Annotated in this window: 14 protein-coding genes and 1 pseudogene; 6 read left to right on the top strand and 9 right to left on the bottom strand. The window is 73.0% G+C overall.

What is annotated here, in order from left to right:
* The first annotated feature begins 178 nt into the window (after window positions 1-178).
* On the top strand, window positions 179-1,051 hold the full coding sequence (locus AC07FK_RS26030; protein ID WP_479107354.1) for a YhjD/YihY/BrkB family envelope integrity protein: 873 nt from the start codon (window positions 179-181) through the stop codon (window positions 1,049-1,051).
* A 16-nt stretch (window positions 1,052-1,067) separates the two neighbouring features.
* Here AC07FK_RS26030 and AC07FK_RS26025 read toward each other — a convergent pair whose 3' ends face one another.
* Both AC07FK_RS26025 and AC07FK_RS26020 read right to left on the bottom strand, forming a co-directional pair.
* Window positions 1,068-1,913, bottom strand: a complete 846-nt coding sequence (locus tag AC07FK_RS26025) for an isocitrate lyase/PEP mutase family protein (protein ID WP_479107353.1) — start codon at window positions 1,911-1,913, stop codon at window positions 1,068-1,070.
* Between the two features lie 188 nt (window positions 1,914-2,101).
* Entirely contained in the window at window positions 2,102-3,004 is a 903-nt protein-coding gene (locus AC07FK_RS26020) for a LysR family transcriptional regulator ArgP (RefSeq protein WP_479107352.1), read from the bottom strand.
* A gap of 68 nt (window positions 3,005-3,072) precedes the next feature.
* Here AC07FK_RS26020 and AC07FK_RS26015 point away from each other — a divergent pair, with 68 nt between their 5' ends.
* Both AC07FK_RS26015 and AC07FK_RS26010 read left to right on the top strand, forming a co-directional pair.
* On the top strand, window positions 3,073-3,696 hold the full coding sequence (locus AC07FK_RS26015) for a LysE/ArgO family amino acid transporter (protein ID WP_479107351.1): 624 nt from the start codon (window positions 3,073-3,075) through the stop codon (window positions 3,694-3,696).
* A 91-nt stretch (window positions 3,697-3,787) separates the two neighbouring features.
* Window positions 3,788-5,959: a SpoIIE family protein phosphatase gene (locus AC07FK_RS26010; protein ID WP_479107350.1), complete on the top strand. Its 2,172-nt coding sequence runs from the start codon at window positions 3,788-3,790 to the stop codon at window positions 5,957-5,959.
* A gap of 35 nt (window positions 5,960-5,994) precedes the next feature.
* On the opposite strand, the pseudogene AC07FK_RS26005 reads toward AC07FK_RS26010, so the two are convergent.
* Together AC07FK_RS26005 and AC07FK_RS26000 are read right to left on the bottom strand one after the other, a co-directional pair.
* A pseudogene (locus AC07FK_RS26005) lies at window positions 5,995-6,617 on the bottom strand (SDR family NAD(P)-dependent oxidoreductase).
* A gap of 180 nt (window positions 6,618-6,797) precedes the next feature.
* Complete coding sequence (locus tag AC07FK_RS26000; RefSeq protein ID WP_479107349.1) at window positions 6,798-8,501, bottom strand: lysyl oxidase family protein; 1,704 nt, start codon at window positions 8,499-8,501, stop codon at window positions 6,798-6,800.
* A 231-nt stretch (window positions 8,502-8,732) separates the two neighbouring features.
* Between AC07FK_RS26000 and AC07FK_RS25995 the strand changes: the two genes are divergently transcribed.
* A complete protein-coding gene (locus AC07FK_RS25995) occupies window positions 8,733-9,206 on the top strand; it encodes a GNAT family N-acetyltransferase (protein ID WP_479107348.1) in 474 nt (157 codons plus the stop codon).
* A 9-nt stretch (window positions 9,207-9,215) separates the two neighbouring features.
* Here AC07FK_RS25995 and AC07FK_RS25990 read toward each other — a convergent pair whose 3' ends face one another.
* From AC07FK_RS25990 to AC07FK_RS25980, 3 genes are all read right to left on the bottom strand, one after another.
* The gene (locus AC07FK_RS25990) at window positions 9,216-10,133 is read right to left on the bottom strand and encodes a helix-turn-helix domain-containing protein (protein ID WP_479107347.1); all 918 of its coding nucleotides are present in this window, start codon (window positions 10,131-10,133) and stop codon (window positions 9,216-9,218) included.
* Window positions 10,134-10,191: 58 nt separating this feature from the next.
* Window positions 10,192-10,932, bottom strand: a complete 741-nt coding sequence (locus AC07FK_RS25985; protein WP_479107346.1) for a carbonic anhydrase — start codon at window positions 10,930-10,932, stop codon at window positions 10,192-10,194.
* Between the two features lie 101 nt (window positions 10,933-11,033).
* The gene (locus AC07FK_RS25980; protein ID WP_479107345.1) at window positions 11,034-11,339 is read right to left on the bottom strand and encodes a DUF6343 family protein; all 306 of its coding nucleotides are present in this window, start codon (window positions 11,337-11,339) and stop codon (window positions 11,034-11,036) included.
* A gap of 126 nt (window positions 11,340-11,465) precedes the next feature.
* Here AC07FK_RS25980 and AC07FK_RS25975 point away from each other — a divergent pair, with 126 nt between their 5' ends.
* On the top strand, window positions 11,466-12,773 hold the full coding sequence (locus tag AC07FK_RS25975; protein ID WP_479107344.1) for a PP2C family protein-serine/threonine phosphatase: 1,308 nt from the start codon (window positions 11,466-11,468) through the stop codon (window positions 12,771-12,773).
* Between the two features lie 12 nt (window positions 12,774-12,785).
* Here the strand turns inward: AC07FK_RS25975 and AC07FK_RS25970 are convergent, their stop codons facing one another.
* Together AC07FK_RS25970 and AC07FK_RS25965 are read right to left on the bottom strand one after the other, a co-directional pair.
* On the bottom strand, window positions 12,786-13,043 hold the full coding sequence (locus tag AC07FK_RS25970) for a hypothetical protein (protein WP_479107343.1): 258 nt from the start codon (window positions 13,041-13,043) through the stop codon (window positions 12,786-12,788).
* 228 nt (window positions 13,044-13,271) lie between these two features.
* Window positions 13,272-14,264: an aldo/keto reductase gene (locus AC07FK_RS25965; RefSeq protein WP_479107342.1), complete on the bottom strand. Its 993-nt coding sequence runs from the start codon at window positions 14,262-14,264 to the stop codon at window positions 13,272-13,274.
* Window positions 14,265-14,399: 135 nt separating this feature from the next.
* Between AC07FK_RS25965 and AC07FK_RS25960 the strand changes: the two genes are divergently transcribed.
* Entirely contained in the window at window positions 14,400-15,290 is an 891-nt protein-coding gene (locus AC07FK_RS25960) for a LysR family transcriptional regulator (protein WP_479107341.1), read from the top strand.
* Window positions 15,291-15,330: the final 40 nt, after the last annotated feature.

Raw genomic sequence — 15,330 nt, 5'->3', positions numbered from 1 at the left:
TTCTCCTTTTCGCTCTTTTCTTTGGCTTTGTGGTTGTCTATGTTCTCGGGGTGAGGGCAGAAGCCTTTTTTCCCCCCCCCCCCCCCCCCACCCCCCAACCCCCCCCCCCCCCCCCCCCCCACACCCGTTCGGCCCCATGGCGGAGGGGTGACAGGCGCTTACGGGTACTCGACGGGACATGCCCCTGAGATCCGGTGCGCCGCACGAGAGTCGCCCCCAGCACGGAGACCGGTTCGGCCGGCTGCACCGACGGCTGCGGAGTTCGGTCGTCGCGCTGACCTGGCAGCGTGGCCGGGAAGTGGAGCTGATGCACCGCGCCATGGGCTTCGCGGCGCTCAGTTTCCTCACCCTCGTGCCTCTGCTGATCGTCGTCGCCGCGGCCGACCTCGCGAGCGGCCAGGGCTTCGCGCGGTGGCTGGTCACCGGGCTCGGTGTCTCCGAGGTGTCGCAGGCGGAGGTCGAGGAACTGTTCGGCCGGCCGGGCCAGGCGTTGCAGGGCACCACGGCGTTCGGCCTCGCCGCGCTGGCCGGGTTCGGCGTGACCTTCGGGTCCGCGGTGCAGACCGGGTACGAACGGCTCTGGGATCTGCCGACGGCGCGCTGGCACACGATGTGGCGGCACGTCGTCTGGCTGGCGGTGCTGATCGCCGCCCTCCTGCTCTTCGTCAAGACGCCCACCCCCGAGGAGTCCCCGGCGATCGTGACGGTGCTCGTCGCGGGTGGCGACGTCATCGGCCTGTTCTTCTTCTTCTGGTGGTCCCAGCGCGTGCTGCTGTGCGGCCGGATCCGCTGGCGCGCGCTGGCGCCCGGGGCCGCCCTGACGGCTGTCGGGCTGCTCGGGCTGCGGGTCTTCTCGCAGTTGGTCTTCTCGCCGCTGATCGCGTCGAACGCGGTGACGTACGGCCCGTTCGGGACCGTGCTGGTGCTGCAGTCCTGGCTGGTGGGAGTGGGGTTCGTGGTGTACGGCGGGGCGCTGGTGGGGCGGCTGGTGCACGAGGGGCGGGTACGGCGCAGGCTGGACGCGGGCCCGGCCGAGGGGTCCGGCGGGTAGCGCGCGTCCGGCCGGATCAGTGCGTGCCGTGGCGGCGGAGGTTGTCCGTGAGCAGCGCCGTCACTTCGCCGACCCCGGCGTTCCCGGCGTCGTCGGCGGCGGGCAGGCGCCCGTCCGACGCCTTGAGCCGGGTCATGGCGTCCTCCACCGCCCGGTGCGCGGCGAAGAGGCAGGGGGTGCTGTACATCGCCGCGTCGACGCCCAGCGCGGCGAGTTCGGTGAGCGACAGCCGCGGTGACGTGCCGCCGGCGATCTGGTTGAACAGCAGCGGCTTCGTTCCGGCGGCCTCCCGGATCCGGCGGATCGCCTCGACGTCGCGCACCCCGTCGACGAGCACCACGTCCGCGTCGGTCGCCGCCAGGGCCTTGGCGCGGACCAGGATGTCCTCGTCGTCCGTGGCGTCGGTCCGTGCCACGACCAGCAGATCGGTCCGGCTCGCCAGCACCCGGTCGAGCTTCGCGAGGTACTCCTCCAGCGGCAGGACCTGTTTTCCGTCGGCGTGGCCGCAGCGGCGCGGCCGCTTCTGGTCCTCCAGGACCACACCCGAGATGCCCGCGCGCTCCAGGCGCCGCACGACGTGGCAGGCCACTTCCGTGTCGACGTAGCCGTCGTCGATGTCCACGAGCAGGTGGTGGCGGGGAAACGCGCCGCGCAGGCGCTCGGCGAAGGCCGCCATGTCCGGCCAGGTGACGAACCCGATGTCGGGCAGGCCGTAGTACGAGGCGGCGAAGCCGAAGCCGGAGACGAACAGACCGTCGTAGTGCCGGGCCGCGAGCGACGCGGAGTGCATGTCGTACACGCCGATGAGCGGCGTCGTCCCGGCGGAGGCGATCTCGTCGCGCAGGGCGCTTCCGTGCAGCATGCGATGACTCCTGACATTGGCCGGTGGGCGGAGGTGGACCACGCGGGCTGATCAACGCGGTCCGCCCTCTCCGGTTGCGGGAGATCACCCCAAAGGCTCCCCGGCCGGTCAGCGGCGGAGCGGGACCACCGCGCTGCGCGTGGGGCCCTCCGGCCCCCGGGCCGTCCCGGGCGAGGCGTGCCGGGCGGTCAGGCCGGGGCCCGCAGCGCCTCGGCGGCCGTGGCGGCGACCGCGTCCGCGACGGCCGACAGCGCCGGCGAGTCCAGTTTCCACTGCTGCCAGAACAGCGGTACGTCCACGGGGCGGCCGGGCGCGAGCAGGGTGAGGACGCCCGCGCGCAGCAGCGGTTCGGCCTGCGGTTCTGGTACCAGGCCCCACCCGAGCCCGGCCGCCACCGCGTCGCAGAACCCCTCCGAAGTGGGCACCAGGTGCCGTACGGGACCCGCGCCCGCCCCGTCGTCCGTGAGCGACCGTACGAAGGCGTCCTGGATGTCGTCGCGGCGGTCGAAGACGATCACCGGAGCCCGCCGCAGATCGCGCTCCAGCGCCCCCGTCAGGTGGCGCGCGGCGAACGCCGCGGTGGCCACCGGCAGGTAGCGGGCCAGGCCGAGACGGCGAACGGTGCAGCCCGCCACCGGGTCGGGCGACGACGTGACCGCCGCCATCACCTGCCCCTCGCGCAGCAGCGCCGTGGTGTGGGCCTCGTCCTCCCGGTGCAGCTCGAAGCAGACCGGCGGGTCCTGGGGCACCCGGGTCAGCGCCGGCAGGAACCAGGTGGCGAGCGAGTCGGCGTTCACGGCGATGGGCAGCCGTGCCGGGCCGAGCTCGCCGGCGATGCCCAGTTCCGCCCGCGCGTCCCGTTCCAGCCGGGCGAGCTGGCGCGCGAAGCGCACGACGACCTCGCCGGACTCGGTGGGGCGCACGGGCTTCGTACGTGTCAGGAGCACCCGGCCGGTGCGCTGCTCCAGCGCCTTGATCCGCTGGCTCACGGCCGACGGCGTCACGTGCAGGGCGGCCGCCGCGGCGTCGAAGGTGCCTTCGTCCACGGCCGCGAGCAGGGTGCGTACCTGGTCGAGGGGAAGCTCGTTCATCACGAACGCTAAGGGTACGTTAGAACCTTTAGCTGTACTGAAGGTCGCTTGATCCATACGGTCGGCGTATGAACCACGGACTCATCACGGCGGTACTCGTCGGCTTCGGTACCGGACTCTCCCTCATCGTCGCCATCGGCGCTCAGAACGCGTTCGTCCTGCGACAGGGCGTCCGGCGGCACGCCGTCCTTGCGGTGGTCGTCATCTGCGCGGTGTCCGACGCGGCGCTCATCGCGCTCGGCGTATCCGGAGTGGGAGCCGTGGTCACGGCCTGGCCCGCCGCGCTGACGGTGGTCGGCCTGGCCGGCGGCGCGTTCCTCATCTGCTACGGCGTCCTCGCGGCCCGGCGCGTGCTGCGGCCCGAGCCCGGCGCGGCCCTCAGCGCGCAGGGCGCCGCCGCCGGCTCCGCCCGCAAGGCCGTGCTGACCTGCCTCGCGATGACCTGGCTCAACCCGCACGTCTACCTCGACACCGTCCTGCTGATCGGCTCCGTCGCCGCCGACCACGGCTCCCAGCGGTGGGCCTTCGGTCTCGGCGCCGTACTCGCCAGCCTGACCTGGTTCACCACCCTCGGCTACGGGGCGCGCCTGCTCAGTGGCGTGCTGGCCCGCCCGGCGGCCTGGCGGGTCCTGGACGGACTGGTCGCCGCCACCATGGTCACGATGGGGGGTCTGCTGCTGGCCGGCGTCTGACGCGCCGCCTGCGGGTGCGGGCCCGCCCGTTCTGGGCGTAACGTCCAGAGATGATGTGTTGTGTGATGCGCTGCGCCCGAAGCCGCTAGCCATGGTTCCGCCGGCGGAGGAGACCGGGCAGCCGGACGTACTGGACCGGCTGCTCTCCCGGGTGCTGCGCGAGTCCGACGCGTACGGCGGCGGGATCTACGTGCTGACGGCGGGCGGCCAGGTGCTGTCCGCCGCGGTGCTCGCCGGTGTGCCGTCCAACCTCGCGATGCCGTGGGCCAGGGTGGGCATGTCCGCCTCGGGCCCCCTGGCGGAGGCGGTGCGCGAAGGCCACGTGGTGTGGGTCGGAGCCGAGGGCGAACTCGCCCGGCGCTATCCGCGGATCGGCCTCGCGCTGCCGTACTCGTTCGCCCTCGCGGCGGCCCCGGCGGTCAGCGCCCAGCGGACCTGGGGCGGGCTGCTGCTGCTGTGGCCCGGCTCCCACCCGCTGGTGATCGAACCGGAGCGGCGGCGGGCCATCGAGAGAGCCTCCGGGTACGTCGGCGCGGCGCTGCGCCGGGCGGAGGAGAGCGGCCGTCCCGTCGTGGCGACGCCGGAGCCGAGGATCGTGCCGGTGCCCCGGCGCCGCATGGTCACGCAGGCCGAGTCCCTGGCGGCGGTGGACTTCACCGAGCGGCTCCCGGAGGGCTGCTGCGCGCTCGACCTCGACGGCCGGATCACCTTCATCACCCCCAACGGCGCGGACCTCGTCGGCAGTACGGTCCCGGCGATGCTGGGGACCAGGCCCTGGGAAGCGCTGCCCTGGCTGGACGACCCCGTGTTCGAGGACCGTTACCGGTCGGCCGTGATGAGCCGCCACTCCACGTCCTTCACGGCCCGTCGGCCGGACGACCTGTGGCTTTCCTTCGAGCTGTACCCCGACGCGCGGGGCATCAGCGTGCGCATCAGCCGCTCCCGCCTCGCGGGCGCCGGAACCGGACCGGGCGCCGGACCGAACAGCGCGGCCACGGCCCCGTCCGCCCCGCTGCCGGCTTCCGCCGTGCCGCCGGTGGCGGGGACCGCGGCGCCACGGGCCGGCATGCTCTACCAACTGGCCCACCTGGCGGCCGCGTTCACCGAGGCCCTCAGCGTTCCCGACGTGAGCAGGCTGGTCGTCGACCAGATCGCTCCCAGCTTCGGCGCGCACGCGGTCGCCCTGTTCGCCGTGCAGGCGGGCAGGCTGCGGCTGCGCGGACGCCACGGCTACGCGGCCCGGGAGATGGAGGGGCTCGACGGCGTGCCGTTGTCGCCCGACCACCCGAGCGGCCGCGCGGTGACCACGGCGGAACCGGTCTTCTTCGCCTCCCGCCGCGAACTCCAGGACGCCTTTCCCCGCGCCGGGGAGGGGGACGGCAACCACGCCTGGGCGTTCCTGCCCCTCGTCGCCGCCGGCCGCTCCATCGGCTGCTGCGTACTGGCCTACGACCGGCCCCACGTCTTCGGGCACGACGAACGGGCCCTCCTGACGGCGTTCAGCGGGCTCGCCGCCCAGGCGCTGGACCGCGCGCACCTGTACGACACGAAGAGCGGACTCGCCCGCAGCCTCCAGGCCAGCCTGCTGCCGCAGGTCCTGCCGGAGCTGACCGGGCTCCAGGCGACGGCCCGCTATCTGCCCGCCACCCGGGGCATGGACGTCGGCGGCGACTTCTACGACCTGGTGCGCCTCGACGACACCACGGCCGCCGCCGTCATCGGAGACGTCCAGGGGCACAGCGTCACAGCGGCCGCCCTGATGGGACAGGTCCGCACCGCCGTCCGGGCCCACGCCATCGCCGGGGCGGCCCCCGACGACGTCCTCGCCCGGACCAACCGCCTGCTCACCGACCTGAACCCGGGCCTCTTCACCAGCTGCCTGTACGTCCAGATCGACCTGGCCCGACGGCGGGCGTGCCTGGCGACGGCCGGCCACCTCCCGCCCCTGCTGCGGCATCCGGACGGGCGTACGCAGAGCGTGGCCATGCCGCCCGGGCTCCTCCTCGGCATCGACCCCAAGGCGGCTTACGAGGCGATCGACGTCGACCTGCCGCCCGGCGCCGTCCTGGCCCTGTTCACCGACGGTCTGGTGGAGAGACCGGGCACCGACATCGAGGAGTCGACCGCCGGCCTCGCGGCGCTCATGAGTGAGGGGGCCCGCCACCTGGACGAGCTGGCCGACGAGCTCACGCGCCGCGCCTCGCGCCCGTCCGCCGACCGCACGGACGACACCGCCCTGTTCCTGCTGCGCCTGACGCCGTAGGCGGCGGCCGGCCCCCTCGGGTGCCGGCGGTGGCGTCAGGGAAGGATCGAGTCGATGTACCCGCCGTCGACCCGCAGCGCGCCGCCGGTGGTGGCCGAGGCGAACGGCGAGCTGAGGTAGACGACCATGTGGCGATCTCCTCGGGCTCGACCAGGCGCTGGAGGAGCGACTGCGGGCGGTGCTCGCGCATGAACCGCCGCTGCGCCTCGTCCCAGGGCAGGTTCCGGTCGACCGGCTCGTACACGAAGTCCTCCACGCCTCCGGTGGGCGTGGGGCCCGCGATCACGGAGTCGACGGTGACTCCGCTGCCCGCCGCTTCCTTGGCGAATCCGCGGGAGAGCGCGAGAAGGGCCGTTTGGACATGCCGTAATGGATCATCTCGGCGGGCGTGACCACGGCGGAGTCGCTGGCGATGTTCAGCACGCGTCCCCAGCCGCGCTCCCGCATGCCGGGAAGGAGCGCGCCGGTCGTGCGGACCGCCGTCAGCACGTTGACCTCGAAGCAGCGCCGCCATTCCGCGTCACTGATGTCGAGCGCCGGCCGGGCGCCGAAGACGCCCAGGTTGTTGACGAGGATGTCCGCGTCGGGCACGGCGTCCAGCACCTGCCGGGCCGCGCGCCCCCGCCCGGGCGAGCCCGGTGGCGATGGCTGCGCCGATTCCCTGAGTGGACCCCGTGACGAGGGCCGTCCTTCCCGTGGCGTACGGACCGGATCGTAGAGGACGATCACGCCGCTGCCGACGACCCCGGCTCCGGACGGGTCCGCGCGCCACTGTGCCCCGGGAACACGTCCCGGGGCACAGGGGGCCGGCACGGTGTGCCGTTACGACGAGCGGATGTCAGTTGGCGTCGACCAGGTCATGGGCCGGCACGCTCACCGTCCGGGCGCCCGGGCGGCCGCCCAGGACGACCTTCCGCAGGGCGCTGTTGTTCGTCAGGCTGGTCTCCTTGAGACGCTTCTCCGGGTTGGCCAGCACCTGGATGTAGTAGGTGCCGTTCGGCAGGTTGCTGATGTCGAACGACTGACCGGGAAGGTCCTGGGTGTACGTGTCACCGGAGCCGACGTCGAGCACCTCCCGGACGGAGATCGAGCTCTCCTGGCCGCACGCGGTGGACAGGTCGGTGTTCTCGGGGTGCCAGTTGGCGTTCTCCACCGTGTAGTCGACCGCGTCGGTGTTGGCCAGGCAGAAGGCCTCCTTGCCGCTGCGGACCGCTTCCTTCTGGTCGGCCTTGAGCAGCCGGTAGCTGGCGAAGTCGGTGAAGTGCCAGTGCTCGTGACCCGCGCGCGGGTCCCACTCCATGGTGCCCGTCGGGGTGTACCCGACCTGCTTGCCGTCGGCGTCGTAGAAGTACTGGTACGCGTCCATCAGCTTCTTGCCGGGGCTGCGGAAGCCGTCGACGACCAGCTGCGCGGGGCCCGCGTTCCACACATTGGCGCTGAACGCGAGGTAGTCCTTGCCCCGGTTGCTGCCCGTGCCCTTGGTGGCGGTGATGCCGTACGCCGGGAGCGAGCGGAGGTCCGGCTTCGGCACGTCCGGCACGTTCGCCGCGCCGGTCGGCCGCTTCGCCGCGGGAGCGAGCGCGGGAGCCTTCCGCGAACCGTCCGTCCGTCCGGCCCCGTCACCCGCGGCGTTCGCCCTGACGGCGGACTTCTTCAGCGCCCACGGGAGGGCGGGCGGCGCCGGCGGGTGCGGTCCGTGGCCCATGTTGTACGAAGGGCCCGCACCGGTCGTCGCGGCGGCGGGCGCGGGGGCGCGCATCATGCCGTGGCCGGCGTGCCCGGCCGCGTGCGCACCGTGCTTCATGGCGCCAGCCGCGCCGACGCCCATGCCGCCGTCGTCCTCGTAGCTGCGCTCGCGCACGGTCACGTTGATGGTCTGCGGCTTGTTCTCCATGCCGAACGCCAGGCGGTAGCGCTTGGCCACCGACACCTTGGCCGTGTACTTCCCCGGCTTCAGCTTGACCGGGTCGGAGTAGTAACCCGCGTACGTGTTGGACGCCCAGCCGTCCTCCACGCCCCACACCGACCCGAGCGTGAACGGGTTGACGGGGCAGCTCTCGGGATACTTCGACTTGGCCGGGGCGTCGTGACGGATCCGGCCGGAGGCGTTGTTCGGGCAGAAGGACTCCGTCTTGTCCATCACCTTGCGGCCGTTGGCGTCGGTGACGGTGACGTGCGCGAAGCCCGGCAGCCCCGAGAAGTCCTTCACCAAGCCCGCGGGCAGGGCCTTGCTCCGCGTCGTCGCCCCCTCGCGGATGACCTGCGTGGCCAGGACCGGGTCCTTGTAGGACTTGCGCGACACCCGCAGCTCGAGGGGCCCGTTCTCGGCGGTGACGTACGTACCGAGGTCCAGGTAGACACCCGGGCTCTCCTTGTACGAGTCGAGCGTGACCGACTTCGCGGCGGCGATCAGGCTGAGCTTCGGTGCGCCCTCCGCCTTCTCGTCCTCGGGCGCGGCCGCCACGACGCCGGCGGTCACGGTGATCGCCGCGCCGGCGGCGATCAGGGCAAGCCACGGACGGGCTTGGTGGAATCTGGTCATCGTCCCTCGTTTTCCACTTACGTGCTGGGAACTGGTTGGCTCCGTTCGGTGAGAGTTGAGGGAGGGCCTCCTGGGTTGTCTGCGAGCTCATGACTTCCGCATCGTTGTCCGAAAACAGTGCATGGGCGGCGAGATCAAGCCTTCATGACCGGATGTGTGGCTCAGTGCCGTTGAGTTGTGGTATGGCCCGGAGTGGAAATCCACTTGCCCGGCCGGCCTATGTTTCTGCGCATGACGACCGCCCTCCGCCTCGCGCGGATCACCCCCGACACCCTCGACGCCGCGATCGGCCTGAAGGTCCGCCCCGACCAGGAACACCTGGTCGCGCCGGTCGTGAAGTCCCTGGCCGAGGCGTACGTGCATCCCGGCACGGCCTGGCCGCGCCTTCTCCTCGACGGTGACCGGCCCGTCGGATTCCTCATGGCGTTCTTCGACATCGACTTCGCCGGCGACGGCAGGGGCCTGGACATCCGTTCGGGCCTGTGGCGTCTGAACATCGCGGAGGGTGAACAGGGCCGAGGCTACGGCCGCTTCGCGGTCGAATCCGTGGCCGCCGAGATACGCCGCCGGGGCGGCACGCGCCTCACCACCACCTGGCGCCCGGGAGAGGGCGGCCCCCAGGGCTTCTACCTGGGCCTGGGGTTCCGGCCGACGGGGGAGACGAGCGGGGACGACACGGTGGGAGAGCTGGAACTCGGTGAGTAGGCGTCCCGCTCAGGAAGCCGTACGGGCCGTCTGGGCGTCCAGCGCGGCGGTAAGCCAGGCGTGCGCCTCACCGGGTGTCGGGGCCGGTGATCCGGACAGCTCGGCGGTGAGCTGCCAGTAGTGGTCGATACGCGCGTCCGCGGCGAGCCGGCGGCCGAGCCCGCGGCGGAAGGCGGGGGTGTCCCGCGCACCGCGCGACCGGGCGTAGGAGGCCACGAAGCAGTCGAGCGCCTCGCCCTCCCGCGGCGGCCGTCGCGCCCGCACGTGCGGCGACGCCAGCGCGTACGCCTCCCCGAGACCGTCGTAGAGCACCGCCGGGCGGAAGTCTCGGCCGGGGGCGTGCGCCGCCGGCTGGCAGTGGGCCGCGCCGGGGTGGACGCCGGAGGCGAGGGCGTGCAGCCGGGCGAAGGCGAGCACGTCGGCCGGCGCCGGGTCGGCCGGCGGCTGCGGAACGGCCTGTTCGAGGATGACGGAGACCAGCCGCGCCGGGAGCCGCGGCGGCAGCCACCGCCGCCAGAAGCGGACGAGGACGGCCGTGCTGGGCGGCGAGGACACCGCCCCGACGAGGCGCAGCCGGTCGGCGCGTTCCCCGGCGGGGCAGTCCCGGAGCAGCTGGAGCGACGCCTCGCGCCACCGCAGGGCGGTCAGCTGCGACCCGAGTTCCCTGAGCCGGCCCGCGACGACGTCCTCCAGCGCGCCCTCCTGGTCCAGGACCCGGCTCACGTCCGCGACCGGCAGGTCGAGCGTGCGCAGCGAACGGATCAGGCGCAGCCGCTCCAGCGCCTCGGGACCGTAACGCCGGTGGCCTCCCGAGCTGCGGGCGGCTTCGGGGAGCAGGCCGCGGTCCGAGTAGAAGCGGACGGTCTTGACGGTGACACCCGCCCGTGCGGCGAGTTCTCCGATGCTGAACACGCTGTCGTCGGACACGGCTCGGACCTCCCTCGGGACGTCCTCACCGTACCGGCGAGCGCGCGGGAGGCCGCTGTCAGGCGACGACTCGGACGCGCTGGGAGGTGAGTTCGTAGCGCGCCCCGACGATGGCGAGCCTGCCCGCGGCGACCAGCTCCGCCAGGTCGCGCTCGGCCGCGAGGCGTGAGCGGACCATGCCGACGTTGCGGGTGACGGTGGAGTCGACCCTGGCGTCACCGTGCTGGTCGCGGTCTATGGCCGGACGTATCTGGTCGGCCAAGTACTGTATGTGCGCCGGAAGTCGCTCTCCCGTCTCGTCCGCGCGCACGGCGGCGGACACCGCGCCGCACGACTGGTGCCCGAGGACCAGGATCAGCGGTGTGCCCAGTTCCAGTGCGCCGTACGCGATGCTGCCCAGCACGGCCTCGTCGAGCACCTCGCCGGCCGAGCGCACGGTCATGAGGTCCCCGAGACCCTGGTCGAAGACGAGCTCGGGCGGCACGCGCGAGTCGATGCACCCCAGCACGACGGCGAACGGGTCCTGCCCCGACACCAGTGACTGGCGTACGGACGGCGTCTCGTGGGGGTGCCGCTGGTGGAACGCCCGCCAGCGCCGGTTCCCGGCGGCCAGCGCGCGCAGGGCCTCGTCGGGGGTGCGCGGTGTGCGCGGCGCCGTGGCGGGGGAAGCGGCCGCGGCGGACGGGGCGCCGGCCCCAAGTCCCGTTCCTAGGACGGCGGTTCCGGCGACGGCGGCCCGCAGGAGAGCGCGACGCCCCGTCCCCGCAGGTGTGGATGGTGTGTGTCGATTCAGGGTCACGACGGGGAACGTAACGGTGAGGCTCTGGCCTGAGATTCATGATGGTGATCTGTTGGCGCGGTCTTGAAGAAACCGTGGCCCTCGCCCCGCCCGGAACGCCTTCAGCGGCGTGTACCCCTGTGGCGGCGGTGGTCCCTGATCACGTGGGTGTCGGCGAGCGCCAGCAGGGCCAGGACGGCGAACACCAGCGCGATCGCCCCCAGCGCCCACGGGCTCGGGGCGAACCCCGCCTGCGACCGCCACGCCCACACCCCGAACAGCACGGCGAGGGCCAGATACAGCGGCATGTGGACCGTCGCCAACGCGTGCCGCAGCCGGTACGCACGGCGTCGCGCCTCGGGGGACAGCGGGGGAGGAGCGGTCTCGGGACGCTGCCTCTCGTCCCGGCCGGGACTGTCGTCGCGCATCGGTGCTCCCACGGCAAAGGGCCCCTCAGTCCAGGGTAGTCGCCCGTCCGTGTCCCGTCCGAACGATCACCGGGTCCCGCGCCGCCCCGCGTGAGAAGATCGGTAAGTGCTGAGAATGGCCTGGTCGTGAGCGTGGGAGACATCGACGCGGTCCTCCAGCAGGCGCTGGAGCGTCTCGCGCTGCTGGCGGAGGCCAGCTCGGCTCTGTCGAGCACGCTCGACGTCGACGAGGCGCTGCGCCGCGTGTGCCATGTCGTGCTCCCGCAGCTCGGGGACTGGTGCGCGTTCGACCTGATCGACGAGCACGACCGGCGGCACGTGCGCCGCGTCGTCGTGGGGCACCACGACATGAGCCGGCTGCCGACCGGCCACCTGGAGGGCCCGCTGCCCCCGGTGTCGGCGGAGTCCGCCGACCCGCTGGCACGGGTACTGCGCGGCGTCGGACCCGTTCTGCTCAACGAGGCGACCGCCCGCGAGGGCGACGGAAGCGCGTTCCACACCGCCCAGCTCGAACTGCTCGACCGGCTCGGCGCCCATACCGTGGTCATGGCGCCCCTGTGGGCGCGCCGACAGGTCCTCGGCGCGCTGACGCTGGCCCGGAGCGGCACGGCGATGCCGCTGACCGAGGACGACGTCGCCCTGGTGGAGGACCTGGCCCACCGCACCGCGCTGGCCGTCGACAACAGCCAGCTGTACTCGGCGGTCCAGCACGTCGCGGAACGTCTCCAGCGCTCCCTGCTGCCACCGCTGTCCGATCCCACGCCGTTCACGGCGGCCGCACGTTACGTGGCGGCGCCCTCGGCCGCCGAGGTGGGCGGCGACTGGTACGACTGCTTCACCCTGCCGGACGGCGCCGCCGCACTGATCATCGGGGACGTGAGCGGCCACGACGTACCGGCCGCCATCGCCATGAGCCAGCTGCGCAACATGCTCCGCGCCCTCGCCTGCGACCGCCCCGAACCACCCAGCGAGATCCTGGGACGCCTCGACACCATCGCCGGCACGCTCTACGGGGGTCACCTCGCCAGCTGCGTGTACGCCCGCCTGGAAGGCGGCGGCCACCACCCCTGGCGGCTGCACTTCTGCAACGCCGGTCACCCGCCGCCCCTGCTGGTCGGCCACGACGGCGACAGCCGCTACCTCGACGGGGGGCACGGCATGCTCCTGGGCGTCGACCCGGCGTACGGACGCTCCGGCCTCACCGCGTCGCTGCCGCCGCGCTCCACCCTGCTGCTGTACACGGACGGGCTGATCGAACGCCGCGGCGAGAGCCTGGAGCGGGGCCTGCACCGGCTGCGCGAACACGCGGCGGCCCTGGCCCGCGAGCCCCTCGACGTGTTCTGCGACGAACTGCTCGCCGATCTGGGCGCGGCGAGCAGCGACGACATCGCTCTGCTCGCCGTGCGGCTGCCCCCGGAGGAGCACGGCCGCTGACGCGCCCCGTCCCTACCCGACCTTCCGCCGGTCCAGGCCCAGGGCCGACGTGGTGTTCCGGGAGGTCTTCTCGTCGACGAGCGGGCCCGGGCCGAGCACGGCCGAGGTCTGCCGGTCCGCCCAGAACCCCAGGTCGAGCGAGGACTTGGTGAGCGCCTCCGAAGCGTCGAGGGCGGCCTGTTCGGGGCCCGCGGCGTGCGCCGAGGAGGCGGCGCTGCCGAGTACCAGGAGATTGAGAGCCGCGGCCGCGGCTGCTGACCGGATTTTCATGTGCCCACCTCTGTTGCAGGAACGTTCCCGACGATCAACGAACGCGTCCGGTGAGCGTTACGAAGTCGCGCCGACCGGGGCAACGGACCCCGGCGGCCCCGGCCGGTGGTGGCGACACCAGGCTCGGCGCACCCAGTCGGAGCGCCGCGCCGTACCCCAGCATGATCGCCCCGAACCCACGGACAACCTTGATCACCGGTGTGACCCAGGGGCGCCGGCCCCGCCGGTTCAGCCCTCGGCGAGGACGTCCTCGATGCGCCGGAGCTCGCCGTCGCCGAACTCCAGCCGTGAGACGGCCTCGACGCTGTCGCGCAGTTGCCGCGCGCTGCTCGCCCCGACGACGGCCGAGGCCACCGTGGCGTCGCGCAGCGTCCAGGCGAGCGCCAGCTGCGCCAGTGACTGACCGCGCTCACCGGCGAGTTCGTTCAGCGACCGCAGGCGTGACACCAGGGGGTCCGTCACCGCGTCCGCCGTGAGGAACGGGCTCGTACCGGCGGCGCGCGAGCCGTCCGGGACACCGTCCAGATAGCGGTCCGTGAGCAGTCCCTGGGCCAGTGGCGAGTACGCGACGGCGCCGGCCCCCACCTCGCGCAGCGTGTCGAGGAGGCCGTCCTCCGGGGCGCGGTCCAGCATCGAGTAGCGGGGCTGGTGGATCAGCAGGGGCGTGCCGAGTTCGCGCAGGATCGCCGCGGCCCTGCGGGTCTGCTCGGCCGGGTAGTTGGAGATGCCCGCGTACAGCGCCTTGCCCCGCTGGACGGCGGAGTGGAGCGCGCCCATGGTCTCTTCGAGCGGGGTGTCCGGGTCGTACCGGTGCGAGTAGAAGATGTCGACGTGGTCGAGCCGGGTCCGGCGCAGGCTCTGGTCGAGCGAGGCGAGCAGGGACTTGCGCGAGCCCCACTCGCCGTATGGGCCGGGCCACATGAGGTACCCGGCCTTCGTGGAGACGACGACCTCGTCGCGGTACGCCGCGAAGTCCTCCGCGAAGAGGCGGCCGAAGACGGTCTCGGCCTCACCCGGAGGCGGGCCGTAGTTGTTGGCGAGGTCGAAGTGGGTGACCCCGAGATCGAAGGCGCACCGCAGGATCTCGCGCCGGCTGTCCAGCGTGCGGTCGCTGCCGAAGTTGTGCCACAGGCCGAGCGAGAGGGCCGGCAGCTTCAGGCCGCTGCGGCCGACACGGCGGTACGGCATGGTGTCGTACCGGCCGGGGTGAGCGGAGTACACGCGGGTCTCCTCCGAGGAGTGCGGTTCGCGGGGGAACGCCGCGCGGAGCGCGAGCGCTCTCCCAGCCTGCCCGGCCGCCGGCCATGCCGTCCAACAGAAGAATCCGAACGATTTGAGAAGCTATCCTTCTGAATCATGGAGCTGAGACATCTGGAGCACTTCGTCGCGGTCGCCGAGGAGTGCCACTTCACCCGCGCCGCCCAGCGGCTCATGGTGTCGCAGTCCGGCCTGTCGGCCTCCGTACGCGAGCTGGAGCGGGAGCTCGGCACCGCGCTGTTCGCCCGCACCACCCGGTCGGTCGGCCTGACGGACGGGGGCCGGGCGCTGCTGGTGGAGGCGCGGCGTACGCTCACCGCCGCGCGCGCCGCCAGGGACGCCGTGGCGGCGGTCCAGGGCCTGCTGCGCGGCACGCTCACCGTGGGCACCGAGCAGTGCATCGCGGGGGTGCACGTACCCGGGCTCCTGGCGCGCTTCCACCAGCGCCACCCGAAGGTCGAGATCCGGCTGCGGCAGGCCGGCTCCGCGCAGCTCGTCGAGGAGGTCGGCGGCGGGCGGCTCGACCTGGCCTTCGCCATCGACTGCGGGGAGACGCCCCGGACCGTACGGACGCTGCCGCTCACCGACGAGCCGATGCTGCTGCTCTGCCACCCGGATCACGCGCTGGGCGACGCCGAGGAGGTCTCCTGGCAGGACCTGCGCGACGAGCCCTTCATCGACTTCCACTCCGACTGGGGGCCGCGCCGGGTCGGTGACGCGGCGTTCGCCGCCGCCGGGGTCGGGCGGCAGGTGTCGCTCGAGGTCAACGACGTGCACAGCCTGCTGGAGCTGGTCCGCGAGTCGCTGGGCGTCGCACTCGTGCCCCAGCACTTCACACGCAAGCCGGAGGCCGCGGGGCTCCGGGCCGTCCCGCTGGCCGGCGCCCGGCGGCTGACGTACAGCAGCGTCACCGCGCTGCCCCACGAGGAGGCCACCAGCCCCGCGGCCCGCGGCCTCCTCCGGCTGCTGCGTCGGCCGGCCGCTTCCTGACCGGCTCTCGCAGAGCCGCCTGCGGGGCACCGGTGTTCCG

Source organism: Streptomyces sp. NPDC046122, assembly GCF_056429965.1.
This window is presented reverse-complemented; position numbering and strand designations above follow the sequence as displayed.

What these genes read in the sequence shown, in the direction of transcription:
- AC07FK_RS26030 (WP_479107354.1), top strand. Translation starts at nt 179, where the DNA reads ATGCCCCTGAGATCCGGTGCGCCGCACGAGAGTCGCCCCCAGCACGGA.
- AC07FK_RS26025 (WP_479107353.1), bottom strand. Translation starts at nt 1,913, where the DNA reads ATGCTGCACGGAAGCGCCCTGCGCGACGAGATCGCCTCCGCCGGGACG.
- AC07FK_RS26020 (WP_479107352.1), bottom strand. Translation starts at nt 3,004, where the DNA reads ATGAACGAGCTTCCCCTCGACCAGGTACGCACCCTGCTCGCGGCCGTG.
- AC07FK_RS26015 (WP_479107351.1), top strand. Translation starts at nt 3,073, where the DNA reads ATGAACCACGGACTCATCACGGCGGTACTCGTCGGCTTCGGTACCGGA.
- AC07FK_RS26010 (WP_479107350.1), top strand. Translation starts at nt 3,788, where the DNA reads ATGGTTCCGCCGGCGGAGGAGACCGGGCAGCCGGACGTACTGGACCGG.
- AC07FK_RS26000 (WP_479107349.1), bottom strand. Translation starts at nt 8,501, where the DNA reads ATGACCAGATTCCACCAAGCCCGTCCGTGGCTTGCCCTGATCGCCGCC.
- AC07FK_RS25995 (WP_479107348.1), top strand. Translation starts at nt 8,733, where the DNA reads ATGACGACCGCCCTCCGCCTCGCGCGGATCACCCCCGACACCCTCGAC.
- AC07FK_RS25980 (WP_479107345.1), bottom strand. Translation starts at nt 11,339, where the DNA reads ATGCGCGACGACAGTCCCGGCCGGGACGAGAGGCAGCGTCCCGAGACC.
- AC07FK_RS25970 (WP_479107343.1), bottom strand. Translation starts at nt 13,043, where the DNA reads ATGAAAATCCGGTCAGCAGCCGCGGCCGCGGCTCTCAATCTCCTGGTA.
- AC07FK_RS25960 (WP_479107341.1), top strand. Translation starts at nt 14,400, where the DNA reads ATGGAGCTGAGACATCTGGAGCACTTCGTCGCGGTCGCCGAGGAGTGC.